10 protein-coding genes and 1 pseudogene are annotated in these 14,667 nt (G+C 35.2%); 9 read left to right on the top strand and 2 right to left on the bottom strand.

Going from position 1 to position 14,667, the window contains the following annotated elements:
* Positions 1-132 precede the first annotated feature (132 nt).
* The 5 genes from ABLO99_RS03720 (at position 133) to ABLO99_RS03700 (ending at position 6,708) form a co-directional block, all read left to right on the top strand.
* Positions 133-2,619 carry an ATP-binding protein gene (locus tag ABLO99_RS03720; protein ID WP_349968341.1) on the top strand — a complete coding sequence of 829 codons (2,487 nt, stop codon included), beginning with the start codon at positions 133-135 and terminating at the stop codon, positions 2,617-2,619.
* 85 nt (positions 2,620-2,704) lie between these two features.
* Entirely contained in the window at positions 2,705-3,547 is an 843-nt protein-coding gene (locus ABLO99_RS03715) for a ParA family protein (RefSeq protein WP_349968339.1), read from the top strand.
* The gene (locus ABLO99_RS03710) at positions 3,544-4,419 is read left to right on the top strand and encodes a ParB/RepB/Spo0J family partition protein (protein ID WP_349968337.1); all 876 of its coding nucleotides are present in this window, start codon (positions 3,544-3,546) and stop codon (positions 4,417-4,419) included. Before ABLO99_RS03715 ends, ABLO99_RS03710 begins: the two co-directional genes overlap by 4 nt.
* 1,534 nt (positions 4,420-5,953) lie before the next feature.
* On the top strand, positions 5,954-6,076 hold the full coding sequence (locus ABLO99_RS03705; protein ID WP_349968335.1) for a hypothetical protein: 123 nt from the start codon (positions 5,954-5,956) through the stop codon (positions 6,074-6,076).
* Between the two features lie 173 nt (positions 6,077-6,249).
* Entirely contained in the window at positions 6,250-6,708 is a 459-nt protein-coding gene (locus ABLO99_RS03700; RefSeq protein WP_349968454.1) for a reverse transcriptase domain-containing protein, read from the top strand.
* A 184-nt stretch (positions 6,709-6,892) separates the two neighbouring features.
* On the opposite strand, the gene ABLO99_RS03695 is transcribed toward ABLO99_RS03700, so the two are convergent.
* Positions 6,893-8,170 carry an IS4-like element ISWpi18 family transposase gene (locus ABLO99_RS03695; RefSeq protein ID WP_349966866.1) on the bottom strand — a complete coding sequence of 426 codons (1,278 nt, stop codon included), beginning with the start codon at positions 8,168-8,170 and terminating at the stop codon, positions 6,893-6,895.
* 92 nt (positions 8,171-8,262) lie between these two features.
* On the opposite strand from ABLO99_RS03695, the gene ABLO99_RS03690 reads away from it, so the two are divergent.
* On the top strand, positions 8,263-8,820 hold the full coding sequence (locus ABLO99_RS03690) for a reverse transcriptase domain-containing protein (RefSeq protein WP_349968333.1): 558 nt from the start codon (positions 8,263-8,265) through the stop codon (positions 8,818-8,820).
* Between the two features lie 710 nt (positions 8,821-9,530).
* Positions 9,531-11,332 (top strand): annotated as a pseudogene (locus ABLO99_RS03685) (reverse transcriptase domain-containing protein).
* Between the two features lie 329 nt (positions 11,333-11,661).
* On the opposite strand, the gene tmk reads toward ABLO99_RS03685, so the two are convergent.
* Positions 11,662-12,255, bottom strand: a complete 594-nt coding sequence (gene tmk, locus ABLO99_RS03680; RefSeq protein WP_349968331.1) for a dTMP kinase — start codon at positions 12,253-12,255, stop codon at positions 11,662-11,664.
* A 105-nt stretch (positions 12,256-12,360) separates the two neighbouring features.
* Between tmk and ABLO99_RS03675 the strand changes: the two genes are divergently transcribed.
* Together ABLO99_RS03675 and ABLO99_RS03670 are read left to right on the top strand one after the other, a co-directional pair.
* Positions 12,361-12,933: a thioredoxin family protein gene (locus ABLO99_RS03675; protein WP_349968330.1), complete on the top strand. Its 573-nt coding sequence runs from the start codon at positions 12,361-12,363 to the stop codon at positions 12,931-12,933.
* A 5-nt stretch (positions 12,934-12,938) separates the two neighbouring features.
* Positions 12,939-14,651 (top strand): monovalent cation:proton antiporter-2 (CPA2) family protein, encoded by a 1,713-nt coding sequence (locus ABLO99_RS03670; RefSeq protein WP_349968328.1) that lies wholly within the window; start codon positions 12,939-12,941, stop codon positions 14,649-14,651.
* The last annotated feature ends 16 nt before the right edge of the window (positions 14,652-14,667 follow it).

Below are 14,667 nucleotides of genomic sequence, written 5' to 3'. Positions count from 1 at the left end.
TGTTGTATCTGATATTTACAAGATTTATTTAGATTTGGATGAAAATTACTTATCAAGGATATTAATAAATCTATAATAATTAAATCAATATAGTAGAGTATTTTTATATGTGCAAGATGCTAAGTAATAATAATGAGTAAAAGATACATAGATAATAAAAAAGAGAACAGAGTTGACTTCATACTAAGAAATTATGGGATGTCAATTATTGTGATAGCAGCTATTATGCTCTTACCTCCAATAGCAATATCAGTACTCTATTTTTCTAATGTATATAGTCAGCATGTTAACATAGAGATTAATTTGTTAATTAGCACTCTAATGGCTCTCTTTGTGGTATATAATATAAAACGTTACAAGTATCTACTTAATATCATAGAGTTTCAAAATGCAATATTTGCAAATGCGCTAAATCATAATACAGAGTTTTGTCTTATTTTATATAAAGATGAAGGTATTATTTATGCTGATGCAAGATTCTACGAAAGGTTTAAAGATCATATAGACGATGATGTTACGCTAGATAAAATTCTTGAAGCAGGAGATGTTTCAGAAAAAGACAGAAAATCACTCTATCATGCGTTAAAAAATAACACTTCTGTAAAAGTATGCATTTCCTTAAACAAGAAGAATAGAATATCTAACTTTCTTTTGCTCTCTGAGCCGATACCGGACAATCCACAAATTGCTATAAATAGTAATAAGATTTTAAATTTATCATTATCACCAATAGCAAGACCGGATGGGTATTTTGTATTGAAGGCAACGCAGGTAAACAAGGAACAGGTATATGAAGAGTTAATAGAGAAACACAATATAGCAACTTACGTTGCGAATACAAAAGGAGTGATCTTATCTGTAAATAAAAGATTTTTAGACGTGTTTGAACTAAAAAAATTGGAAAAAGGCAGCTCAATCGATGATTTTATATCTCAATCTAAGTATGACGATACAATAACCGAAAATGAGATTATGTTTTTTACTATAAGCGGTGCTCCATTCAAGGCTTATATGAGTACTACTATATTTTGTGATAAATATAATCATAGCTATATACATGGATTTATAACACCAACTGAATCAAATATTGTTGATTATCAACTACATCCTTGTTTTGCAAATTCATCAATTGCTATTGCACAATGCGACGTAAACGGCAACTTTATAAAGAAAAATATAGCATTAGTAAAACTTGCAGGGCCAAATAATGATTCGATCTTTGCATTGATATTGGATAATTATCATATGAAAGTGCGTGAATATTTTTCGAGCAATAGGGTAAATAATGCGTCCTTTGATGTTCAGCTTAATGCTGGTAATAATATGAAAATATATTTCAATAAGTTTCTTCATAATAAAGTGATGTTCATACTTTGTTATTTTATTGATAATACTGAACGTAAAAAACTAGAGATAAAACTTGAGCATTATCAAAAGGTGCAAGCTATAGGGCAGTTAGCGGGTGGCATTGCACATGATTTTAACAATATATTAACCGGGATAATAGGATTTTGTGATTTACTTTTACTCCAACACTCAGCTAGTGATCCATCTTTTGGAGATATAATACAGATACAACAAAATGCAAAGCGTGGATCAAATTTAGTAAGACAATTGCTTGCTTTTTCAAGAAGACAGACCTTGCAGCCAAAAATTATTGATGTAAATAGTACTATAGCTAATCTTTATGAAATGATAAAAAGATTAATAGGTGAAAATATAAAATTTAATATTTATTATGGTAGAGACTTGGGTGCTGTTAGGGCTGATCAAGGGCAATTAGAGCAAGTTATACTTAACTTAGCAGTCAATGCCAGTGCTGCTATGGAAAAGGGCGGAGAATTAACTATACTAACCTTTAATAAAAAGATTGACTCATTGAATTCTACATCTCAAGATATGTTTTCTCCAGACAAGGAAACGATCGAACATGGAAATTATGTTGTGATTGAAGTGATTGATACTGGATGTGGAATAACAAGTGATGCAATTGGAAAGGTATTTGACCCATTTTTTTCTACCAAAGATATTACCTCTGGTACAGGTCTTGGCCTCTCTACTGTATATGGCATTATTAAACAAACTGAAGGATACATCTATGTTGCTAGCAAAGTAAATCATGGAACTAAATTTAGCATATTTTTGCCCATGATTTATATATCAGATGAAAATCTGAGAGAGTCAGATAGTGAAGAAATAGAAAGACCGGTAATAAGTGAAATTAAAGGTAATGGTATAATTTTATTGATTGAAGATGAAGGTTCAGTAAGGGAACCCATTGCTAGAGCACTCAAAAGAAAAGGATTTGATGTAATAGAAGCAAGCATGGGCAGCAAGGCACTAGAAATAATCAGTAAAAAAAGTCAACACATAGATCTTATAATCACTGATGTAATCATGCCAGAGGTGAGCGGACCAGAAATAGTTAAAGAAGCATTGATCCATAGGCCAAATATCAACGTTATTTTTATTTCTGGGTATGCAGAAGATGCTTTTTTAAAGAGTGATGACATCAATATAGAAGATTTTCACTTTTTGCCAAAACCATTCACTCTGAATGAATTGGGAAACAAGGTTCAAAGTGTGTTACACAAGATAAAAAAAGGCAGTCTACTTTGAGCATAATTGGCAACAAAAAAAATTTTCTAATGCAAAAGTTTCTCGCATATATACAATAGAATTATTTTATATTAAGATAAAAGGTGTGAGCAAGATCATTGCAATAGTAAATCAAAAGGGTGGAGTTGGCAAAACCACAACTAGTATAAATTTATCGACAGCCTTTGCCGCTGTAGGAAAAAATACTTTATTGGTAGATCTTGATCCTCAAGGGAATGCTAGTACAGGACTCGGGATTTCTTATCGTAGTAGGGAAGAAAAAAATATATACAAAATACTACTGAGCAGCAAAAGTGAATTGGTAAGGTCGGCAATTTTTAATATAAAGGAAATTCCAAATTTATCGCTGATTTCATCAGTGGTTGACTTATCAGCTGCAGAAATTGAGCTATCACAACTTGAACAGGGAAAATTCGTACTAAAAGACACGCTAGAGAAAGTACGTGATAATTATGAGTACATAATCATCGACTGTCCTCCATCACTTGGACTTCTAACCATAAATGCCTTGACTGCTGCTAATTCTATTATTGTTCCTCTTCAGTGTGAATTTTTTGCTCTGGAAGGATTAAGCCATTTAGTTAAAACTGTAGAGCTGATAAAAAGGAATAACCTAAACCCTTTTTTGGCAATAGAAGGGATAGTGTTAACAATGTATGACAGGCGCAACAAACTCAGTGAACAGATTAAAAACGATATTTGCCAGTATTTAAATGATAAAGTATACAAAACTATCATCCCATTGTATGAGACTGTTATTCCACGTAACGTACGGTTATCAGAAGCGCCTTCTCATGGAAAACCCGCTATTGTGTATGATCTTAAGTGTCCTGGTGCACAAGCATATATAAGTTTGGCAAGGGAAATTTTAAAAAAGCACGCGAGCAGTTGTAAGGAGAAGAAACTAGTGAGTGAGGGCGTGGTATGAAGGATGATAGACGCCTCGGCAGAGGTCTTGCCGGCCTCATAGGCGATAATTATGATAATAAAGAAGATCGACAAGAGTATTTGCCTATTTCATTACTACACCCAAGCAAATTTCAACCGAGGAAACATTTTGACGAGGAGTCATTAAGAGAACTTGCAAATTCGATAAAGAAAAGTGGCATTATACAGCCTATCGTGGTACGCAAAGATTCAAATGATGATGGTTACGAAATAATAGCTGGGGAACGTCGTTGGCGAGCAAGCAAGATCGCAAATCTTGATAGTGCACCCGTTACCATAAAAGATCTGAGCGACAAGGAATGCTTGGAAGTATCCATTATTGAAAACATACAAAGGCAAGATATTAATCCAATAGAAGAAGGTGAAGCGTATAAGAGACTGATAGATGAGTTTTCCTATACACATGAAGAATTAGCTTCAACTATAGGCAAAAGCCGCAGTCACATAACCAATATGATTCGGATGTTGTCACTTTCTGGTGGAGTAAAAACAATGATCAACGAAAAAAAGCTATCTATGGGTCATGCAAGAGCGCTGATTAATATTGAAAATGCAGAAAGTATTGCAAAAAGAATAGTTTCTCAAGGCCTGAGCGTTAGACAAACTGAAAAATTGATAAAAGACTTACAACAAAATAACGATCAAAAAGAGTATAAGTGTACTAAAAATCAAGATATGGCAGCGCTAGAAGGAGCTATATCTTCTCAACTTGGTTTAAAGATCAAAATTAATGATAACAATTCCAAGGGTAAAGTCATGATACGGTATAACAATCCAGATGAATTGGATTTTATATTAAAAATTTTGAATAGAAAACTTGAACCAGCTATTGATGTCGAAAGTAGTTCATAAAAACCCCTTTACAAATCTCGCCAATTCCCTTATCATAATATTGAAGCTGTATTATCTAACTTCCCAATCTGTGCAGATTAAAACGACAAGAAGACTTGTATTTGGCGTACTATTTTTGCACTATGTGCACCTTATGTCTTCACAATATTTCTAGGTTTTTACCTATATAAGCCGAAACGCGCTTACAAAGCGTTTAAGACAGCAAAAAACGCCAAATTGACAAGGGAGAATTTGGATACTAGCCACCCTAGGGTTTCTTTGCCTTTTTTTCCACTTAGTAAATTTCTTAACGTTTATAATTTGAGTTAGTCGCATTTAAAAGCGGCTGAATCGTAGCGTTTAGAATAAAAAACGCCAATATTTTGAAGTACATACAAATAACTAGTTAACCACGGGGATTCTTTTACCTTTTTTTATTTGGTAAATTTCTTAATATTTGTAGCTAAAGTAATTTTAGCGAGCCAGTGCTTGACACTGATCATCAGAAACGTTGTATTTTAACATTACTTTTATACTCGTAAATAAAACTGGATCCCAGTGGGCTTTGTTGCATCGCTTATCGGATAGTGGGTAAAGCATAATAAATTCATGAAACTACCTCAAACTTAGCCATGCCAATATCAGTAAATTTATTGAGCAAGTAGCATTTTATTAGCAATTCTTTTTCTCGATTTATCTCATTCTAAAACTAAACCCAAATATTTGCTTGAGAAAAATCCTTCAATATATGACCTTTTCCCATAAATTGCTTCCACTCTTTCACACCTTCTTTACCACATAATCTAATGGCGGCATTTCTCTCAGCCATATAATCCAATTTTGTATGTTCTGCTGCACAATTTTTCGGTAGAACTTTTGTCTTTATATCATATACAATTTATAAAGCTTGTGCCTATCGTATGCTCTATAATGCTTTTATAGCGTGCTGAAATCAAGTCAGCAAGTACCGTAATGGTTGACCATTGCTATATTTTGCAGCAATAGCTTTTTTACTATTTATACTCAATATTACATCTTACCTGTTTATAACTGCGATACTTTCCTATTTTCCTTACTGTGACCAGGGGTATTATTATAAATTTGTACTGTCTATTGCAATTTCAATATCTTCCATATTGTTTTTATCAACTCTGCAATCATTGATCTTAATATTGAGCTTTTTGTGTGCCGTAGAGACACAAGGAATGTTCAGGAAAGAGCAAACTAAGTGCGAAAGCTGCACAATAGATGAGGGTGGACCCCTCGGAGCCGGTTTACAAGAGCAGGCTTCAAACAACCATAAGCTGCTTTGGTAAGGTAGTGAGCGTTATGGAAAAGGCGTAATTATGCGTCATGTGTGAAATAGAGAGATGAACGCAAGTGAACCACTGATTACACGTCGAAAGGTAATGCGATGATGTCAAAACCAGGGGAGAAAAAGTAACTTGGGATAAGCCTATCGGGAACTTGTCTACTGGGTGGGTGGCATCCGGCATATAGGTGGCATGAACCTATTTCAGGCTATTGTGTGGAACTACGGGAACCTGTCGTTTCGATGATAAGGGAGAAGTCCAAGGAGCTGAACTCTAAGGAAGAGAGTACTGATGCGAAAAACAGGGGCGGATTAGCTTGTAGTAGTGAAGAAGTTTTTGTAATGGAAATGGAGCGAAGGGGCTGAGTTATTTAGTTTTAATTATTTATCAACCGAAAGGGAAGAGTTAATGAATAAAACAAAATCTTTTGACATACCAAAGCAACTGATTTGGAAAGCTTATAAACAAGTATCCAAAAACAGAGGTGCGGCAGGTGTAGATGAGGTCTCGATAACAAAGTTTGAAGAAAATCTAAAAGATAATCTATACAAACTGTGGAATCGGATGTCATCCGGAACCAGAATCAGTAAAAGCTGTTGCGATACCAAAAGATACAGGAGGACAAAGAACTTTATGTGTTCCTTCAGTATTCGACAGGATAGGGCAAACAGCAGCTACTATGTATCTCGAACCGTTAGTAGAGCCGGAATTTCACGAAGATTCATATGGTTATAGGCCAAATAAATCAGCATTAGATGCCATAGGACAAACCAGGAAGCGATACCAAAATTGGTTAATAGAGTTTGACATCAAGGGAATGTTTGACAACATAGACCACAATCTACTGATGAAAGCAGTCAGAAGACACACTACAAACAAATGGGTTATCTTATACATACAAAGATGGCTAAGTGCAGATATGCAACTTGAAGATGGAACAAAGATAAAGCGTCTCGGCGGAGTGCCGCAGGGAGGTGTAATTACCCACTGCCATTAAGTTAAGGGAAAGAGAAGTTAAGATTGGACAAAAAATTTGAAGTGATTGATAATTATGGTAAATACTAGGGTGAATTTTTAAGAAAAGGGAGTCTGAAAAGTGCAAGTTATTTAAAAAAGTAATAATTGCAGGTTATTTTGCAAAGAATGTACTAATGCAATGATACTGAAAAGATATCTTGAATTTAAAACACATGTTTTCTAGCTCTTTTCTGGTAGTTGAGTGAACGAATATCAGATATCTTATGACGATCAACTCTTCTCCCTTTTCTTACCACTAAAGTGTTCATCAAAAATAACTGTGATAGTCGATCCATAATGCAGTCTATGTCTGACTCTGTAGAAAAAATATCAAAGGCTAAGTTTTTAATCGCATTAAATGAGACAGATTTATTGATGCTTTTTTTTAGTTTACTATTCTGTGCGCTCAATGTCTCTTCATCATCTTCTATCATGATACTTTCTAGATTACTGATGAAGATAGTTGACCAAAAATCCTGCTTGATAGTTTCAATACTTTTTCCTGTGAAATTCTCTAAATTTAATCTTCCCTTCAGCCTAGAAAAAAATGTTTCTACTCCCCAGCGCAAGTAATATAATCTCTCAAACTCTTCGACTGTAAAACTTTGCTCATCTAACAGAGATGTTACTAACACTTCAACTTCTCCAGAAGAAAGTATTATTTTGACTAACCTGAATTTCATCTCATCAGGTAATCCTAGCTTTCGTAGCTGTCTTGCTACTTTAATAGGTGCGGTAGACACTACCACCATACTAGATGGGCTTTCCGGCTTAAACATAGCGTTTATTTCATTGAAAGACGAACTTGGACAGCGAATTATATAATTGATTTTCCTTCCTGTAAGCTCAGCAAGAAATCGATAAGATACGTATCCTCTATCACAGATTAACAAATCGTCTGATTTTATGGATTCAAGCATACCGATCGCTAAATCAACCTCATAGCTGTCACCTCTACTTAGCACAGATTTTATTGCAATATTATTTAGCACATCGTAGCAAACTTCAAAGGTTGCACTTGTATAGTCTTCAAATCTCTGGATTCCATTCCATACTGCTCTTGAGCCAAACTCGCCTATTATTTTGTCGCTCTTTGGCAGAATCAGTATTGAAGCATCAAATGCAAGTACTCTGAAGCCATGGTGGGTTTTAAATTCCTGATCTTGGTAGTATAGGGAAACTATATCATCATTTAACTCTGAAAACGCAGTATGCTTTAGCTTCTTTCTTGCTTGAGTAAATGCACTTGCCGTAATTGTGTAATCTTTTCTTGTATGCAGAACAAACTCATTAAGCATTACTTGTAATGACTTTACACTCTTTCTAAAAATCAGGAGAAATACATTAATGAAGGGCAGCTTTCTTTTTCGTGAGAAGTCTTTTGAGGATGCTCTGTGTGCGTTTATAAAGTTTAAACTCATCAATTTATTTTTTATAAACATGATTATTCTTTTTTTTACTCATGTCATTACTTCTTTTAATTTGTGGATCTTACCTGATTTTACAATACAGTCCATCACTTTCCCTTAACTTAATGGCAGTGATGAAAGCCCCGATTCAACTAGCAGATGGCAGTAAGGTAGTTAGGAATAAGGGAGTTCCACAAGGAGGTTCTGTAAGCCCAATCATTTCTAACATATTTATGCATCATGCATTTGATATGTGGATGAGGCAAAACTACCCAACAATACCGTTTGAGAGATATGTAGATGATGCAATGGTGCACTGTAAAACCCAGAAACAGGCAAAATTTATAAAAGACAAGATCGAAGAAAGATTGGCTGAGTTTAAGCTAAAATTACATCCTGAAAAGACACAAATAGTGTACTGTAAGGATGACAATAGGAGAGATGAGTTTCCAATACAGAGCTTTGACTTTCTGGGTTACACGTTCAGACCTAGACTGGCAAAGAACAATAAAATAGGAAACTATTTTGTCTCATTTCTACCTGCAATTAGCAACAAAGCCAAGAAGAAGATCAACCAAACCATAAGGTCATGGAAAATACGTAGGCAAACATATACAACACTAGAGAAAATATCAAAGAGAATAAATCCTATAGTCAGAGGCTGGCTATGGCAGGTTTTATAAATCGGAGATGTATACATCTCTCAGAAATATAGAAAGATACCTCGTAAGATGGGTCAGGACAAAATATGAGAAACTTCGGGATCATGGAAGGCTAGCAAAGCAATTTCTAGGAAAAGTGAGAAAGAGGTCTCCAAATATTTTCTATCACTGGACACTAGGATTGAGATCAAAAGGCTGAATAACGGGAGCTGTATAAACCGAGAGTGTGCGCCGTGGTACGCATTAAGAAATACTTAGCGGAGCTAAGCGGGGTTCAGAATAAAGGGCCTCGAGGTGAACAACTAACTTTAACCCGAAAGGGAAGGAGGACAAGAGCATGTATGTAAAGCGAGAGTTATCTGAAGATGTGTAAGATAACGGCTTGCAACACCTGATCAATATGGTTAAAGCTAAACTGCTTGAATTCCAATCTTCAGGGGTGGAACTTCACATCCATGGGTATCACATTTAAAACCCCATGTCTACAGTAAGCAAAGATTAAACTTTCGTCTGTGTGACATTCTGGCTGTAGAACGATAAGTAGTGAACTTATTTAAGAGGATGAATAGAAAACCTAAGTTGATCTAGAACAGTTCTTAGTGACGGAACATGGGATGACCTAAGGAATGCGAGTTCTATGGTTACGGAGTCATCGTAGTAGTCGTGAAAGTAACGAATCACCGGGGAGTGTGGGAAAGCCACATACAGGGCAAAGGGTGACAGATAATCGAATGTTGAAATTGGGAGGTACGCAGGCTGAAACAATACTTAACATTATACGTGAACGTGGACAAAGAAATTTGCCGGTTAAAAACGTATATCGCCTACTTTATCAGCGTGATCTTTACCTTCGAGCGTATGGCAAACTTTGTTGTAATAAAGGTGCTATGACAGAAGGTGTGACAACTGAAACAGTTGATGGTATGTCTTTGGAGAAAATCGATAAAATCATAGAGGATCTACGCTATGAGCGATATCGGTGGACACCAGTAAAACGTATCTATATTTTAAAGAAGAGTGGTAAACGCAGGCCGTTAGGATTGCCAACATGGTCAAATAAGTTACTTCAAGAAGTAATCCGATTAATATTGGAAGCCTACTATGAGCCTAAATTTAGTGAATGTTCACATGGATTTCGACCAAAGCGTGGATGCCACACTGCATTAAGAGCAGTAATGCAAAAAGGCAGAGGTACAAAATGGTTTATAGAGGGAGATCTCAGTGCATGTTATGACTCAATTGATCATACTATGTTGTTGAAAATACTGAGTGAAAGCTTCCAAGATAACCGTTTTATTCAGCTAATCAATCGACTGTTAAAAGCAGGATATATGGAAAATTGGAAGTACAATAAGAGTCATAGTGGGGTACCACAAGGTTCTATTATTGGTCCAATTCTGAGTAACATATTACTCGATCGGTTAGATAAACATGTGGAGCATATACTAATACCAGCAAATAACCGAGGTAAGCGAAGAAGGACAAATCCAAAATATTTAAGGTTAACCATGCAAGTATCGATGATGAGAAAACAAGGGAACTGGGATCAAGCAAAACAACTGCGTCAATTAGTGCAGAGTATGCCATCTAAGGATTCTTGCGATCCAAATTATCGACGTCTTTGGTATGTTAGGTATGCTTTCTAGTAGGGTTTGCAGGACCAAAAAATGAAGCTGAACAAATTAAAAATGAGATTGCTAAATTCCTCAATGAGGAGCTCAAACTTATGCTTAATGAAGATAAAACGCTTATTACACACGCATGTGATAGCAAAGCCAATTTTTTGGGTTATGAAATACACGTCTTGCATGCAGATGATAAACATGATCATCGGACACAACGATGTATTAACGGTAGTATTGGGTTACGTGTACCACATCATATAAAGCAGAAAAAGTGTTCTGAATATATGCGTTGTGGAAAGCCTATACATTTACCTCAACGTACACTTGATACAGCTTACAGTATTGTTGCTCAGTATCAAACTGAATATCGAGGAATTGTACAATATTACAAAATGGCCTACAACCTTCACACACTAAGTTATTTGAAGTATGTGATGGAAGTATCATTAGTAAAGACTTTAGCATCTAAATACAAAACAACTTGCAGGAAAATTTATAGAAAATTTGGTGCGATGATTGAAAACGATGAAGGTGAAAAACGAAAAGTCATCCAAATCAGAGTAGATCGTTTATCATCAAAGATACCATTAATTACACACTTTGGTGCTGTACCACTAAAATGGAATAAATGGGTAAGCATAAGTGACAACCTTATACCAATATGGAATAAGCGTAGTGAAATAGAGCAAAGACTATTGGCACAAACTTGTGAATTATGTAAATCACAAGAGCAGATTGAAGTACATCACGTACGTAAACTTGCTGATTTGCTAGGTAAACGTAATACTGAGCTACCGAAATGGAAAAAGAGAATGATTGAACGACAGAGGAAGACTCTTGTTGTTTGTCATGAATGCCATAAGAAAATCCAATATGGAAAATATGATGGTGACTCCTTAAAACGTTAGATTATTGGAGAGCCACGTGATACGGATGCGTGATTCGGAGAGGGGTTGTTGGAAAAGTACTTAACAAGTAACTCGCTGGCTGCCCACTCTACTTTCCGTACAGTTCTGCGAGAGACTGGTGGGGAAGTTCTGCTGATCTACTCTCCAGCTAATTAATCTTGCAAGAACATATAGAACAATAAGTGAAAAACCTAAAGATGAAATACAAAATTTTTTAGCTAATCAAAAAGAGAATCTTTCATATGAAATAACGTTACCTAAAATTGATAATTTTTTACCATAGGTTAATACAGTAACTGTTTAAATTAGCAAAAGTTCAATAAGTATAGCTAAGTCTTTGCAATATCAATAATTTCATTGTGTACGTGATTATCACTTTTTGTTTCAATTCCAGTAATAACACTGCACCTATTGGGTTCTTTTACAGCTATTTCTTGAAATCCTTTTTGAACTTTATTATAAAAATCAACGTTCATCTCTTCGTATTTATTTTTATCCTTTGCTCTGCTGAGCCCAACTTGAACATCAATATCTAGAATAAATGTGACATCTGGATATTTAATTTCTACTAATTTGTGTAAGTTTTTTATTAGCCTTAAGTCAACACCGAGCCCATATCCTTGATACGCAATAGTTGAGTCGATAAATCGATCACAAATAACTGTCTTTCCTTCTTTAAGAGCTGGTAGTATTAATTTTTTCATATGTTCATATCTCATTGAAATAAGTAATAAAAGTTCAGAGATGGGATCAATATTATCCTTAAGTAGTAATCCTCTTATTTTTTCTGCAAAATCAGTACCACCTGGTTCTCGAGTCAATACCACATTACTTTCACCGCGAATTTGCTTGAAATAATCTGCAAGTAACTCAGACTGTGTTGTTTTACCAGAACCATCTATTCCTTCGAAGGTTATGAACATAAGTTTTATAATTACAACGCTAAATGCAAACAGTATACATAGAAACCATTTGACATTTAAGCAATAAGATCATAAGCTATATAAAGTAAAAATACTCTATAAGCTATGGTTGCACTGAATACTCCTGGGGTAGATTTTGGTTTTACTGCAAAGGATTTCAATCTCTTGGGAGTGGATAACAAATATTATACATTAAGTGACTGCTGTGGGAAAAATGGTCTTATTGTAATGTTTATATGCAATCACTGTCCTTACGTCCAATCAATTATTAGCAATCTAGTAAGCGATGTTAATTTATTGGAAAAAGATTATCAGGTAAATACAGTTGCAATAATGCCAAATGATGTGAATGAGTACCCAGAAGACTCCTTTGAAAACATGATTAATTTTGCCAAGGAAAATAAGTTTACATTTCCATATTTGATTGACAGTAACCAAGAAGTAGCTAAAGAGTATGGTGCTATTTGTACCCCTGATTTTTTTGGCTTTAATTCCAACCTAACCCTCTGCTATCGTGGACGTTTTAACAACGCAAAAAAAGAGAAAGTTCAAAATTACGAAATAGGAAGTAGTGATTTATTTCAAGCCATGAAATTTATTGCAGAAACTAGCAATCCTCCAGTTGACCAAAAATCAAGTATTGGTTGCTCAATTAAATGGTTTAATTCTACAGGGTAAATATCATGCACAGTGGCTCTCAGCATTTGTTTGATATTATAATTTTACTCTCTGCTGCTGTATTCATAGTCATAGCGTTTTGGAAAATGAACATCAGCCCGGTGCTTGGTTACTTTGTTGCAGGCGCATTGATTGGTTCTCATGGATTTAACCTGATACATTCAGCTGAAGTAATGGATAATTTTGCAGAATTTGGCGTAGTTTTCCTATTATTCATTATAGGTCTTGAATTGACATTTGAACGTCTTATTGCCATGCGTATGCATGTGTTTGGATTTGGTTCTCTTCAAGTTGTAGTTACCATGATAGCAATATGGTGCATTGCTCTTGCCTTTGGAGTGAATACAAACATGGCAGCAGTTATTGGTGGTGGGCTTGCACTATCCTCAACAGCAATGGTGTTACAGGTCCTGCAGGAAAAGGGTTCGCAAGCAAGCCAAGTTGGTAGATTGTCAATAGCAGTGCTACTAATGCAAGACTTTGCAGTGGTACCTCTGATAGTACTAGTGCCTCTCCTTACTGGCAATTCTGAGCACAGCTTAATAAGTTCGTTAACAGGCTCATTAGTGCAAGCAGCTATTGCATTAGTGTTGATATTTGTAACTGGTAGGTTATTACTGAGGCCCTTATTTTCGGTTATTGCCAAAATGGATAGTAATGAAGTCTTTATATCAACAACACTTCTCATAATATTAGGATCAGCGTTTATTACTGAGCAATTTCATTTATCGATGGCATTAGGTGCATTTGTTGCTGGGTTGCTAGTTGCAGAAACAGAACACAGGCATTCAGTAGAACATGCGGTATTACCATTTAAAGACTTGTTTCTTGGCTTATTTTTTATGACCGTTGGCATGTCTATTGATATTGATCTTTTACTCAATAAGTTACCGCTCGTTACTTTATTATCAATTATTCTTATCGTTTTAAAGACGTCCATTATATATACATTATGTAGATTTTTTGGGTTTAGAAGTGCGCCTGCAATACAAGCTGGGTTACTGCTTGCCCAAGGCGGTGAATTTGCATTTATTTTATTCCGTTTAGCAGATGAGTTAGATGTACTACTAAGTGAAATCGCTCAAGTACTTATGATGGTAACTACAGTAACTATGGCTTTTACTCCTCTTTTATCAGGAATTGGAGACTGGATAGCAAATTCATTTAGCACTGAAAAAGTAATACTAGACGATGAAGCAATTGAAACAGACACACAAGACCTTTATAACCACGTAATAGTTGCTGGATTTGGTAGAGTGGGATATATGGTAACAAAAATGCTTACTGCAGAGCATTTAAGTTATGTTGTTGTTGATATTCAATCAAAAATAGTGAAAGAAGGAAAAAATGACAGTTTTCCTATATATCTTGGAGATGCTACAAGATATGAAATTTTAAAATCAATAGGAATAGAAAGAGCACAAGCTCTTGTGGTTTCAATAAAGAATGAAGTTACTATAAAGAAAATAGTTTCTCTAGTTGCAGCAAACTTTCCGCATGTAAATATTATAATACGTTTACCAGATTTGAATAATGTGGAGATTTATAAAGATCTAGGGGCTAGTAAAATTATTCCCGAAACGTCTGAAATTGGATTGCAGCTAGGTGGAGCAGCATTAAATTTAAGTGGAATTAGTGAAAGTGGAGTTACATCTTTAAAAGGTAAATTTAGAAAAGGTAACTACAGTATGTTAAAAGACCTTGGTAAAGATGAATAGTCCTCTATCACTTTAA

Source organism: Wolbachia endosymbiont of Armadillidium arcangelii, from assembly GCF_040207875.1.
GTDB lineage: Bacteria > Pseudomonadota > Alphaproteobacteria > Rickettsiales > Anaplasmataceae > Wolbachia.
This window is presented reverse-complemented; position numbering and strand designations above follow the sequence as displayed.

Excerpts from the sequence above, each read along its gene's own strand:
- ABLO99_RS03705 (WP_349968335.1), top strand. The coding sequence starts at position 5,954 with ATGATAAGGGAGAAGTCCAAGGAGCTGAACTCTAAGGAAGAGAGTACT.
- ABLO99_RS03675 (WP_349968330.1), top strand. The coding sequence starts at position 12,361 with ATGGTTGCACTGAATACTCCTGGGGTAGATTTTGGTTTTACTGCAAAG.
- ABLO99_RS03720 (WP_349968341.1), top strand. The coding sequence starts at position 133 with ATGAGTAAAAGATACATAGATAATAAAAAAGAGAACAGAGTTGACTTC.
- ABLO99_RS03670 (WP_349968328.1), top strand. The coding sequence starts at position 12,939 with ATGCACAGTGGCTCTCAGCATTTGTTTGATATTATAATTTTACTCTCT.
- ABLO99_RS03695 (WP_349966866.1), bottom strand. The coding sequence starts at position 8,170 with ATGTTTATAAAAAATAAATTGATGAGTTTAAACTTTATAAACGCACAC.
- ABLO99_RS03690 (WP_349968333.1), top strand. The coding sequence starts at position 8,263 with ATGGCAGTGATGAAAGCCCCGATTCAACTAGCAGATGGCAGTAAGGTA.
- ABLO99_RS03710 (WP_349968337.1), top strand. The coding sequence starts at position 3,544 with ATGAAGGATGATAGACGCCTCGGCAGAGGTCTTGCCGGCCTCATAGGC.
- tmk (WP_349968331.1), bottom strand. The coding sequence starts at position 12,255 with ATGTTCATAACCTTCGAAGGAATAGATGGTTCTGGTAAAACAACACAG.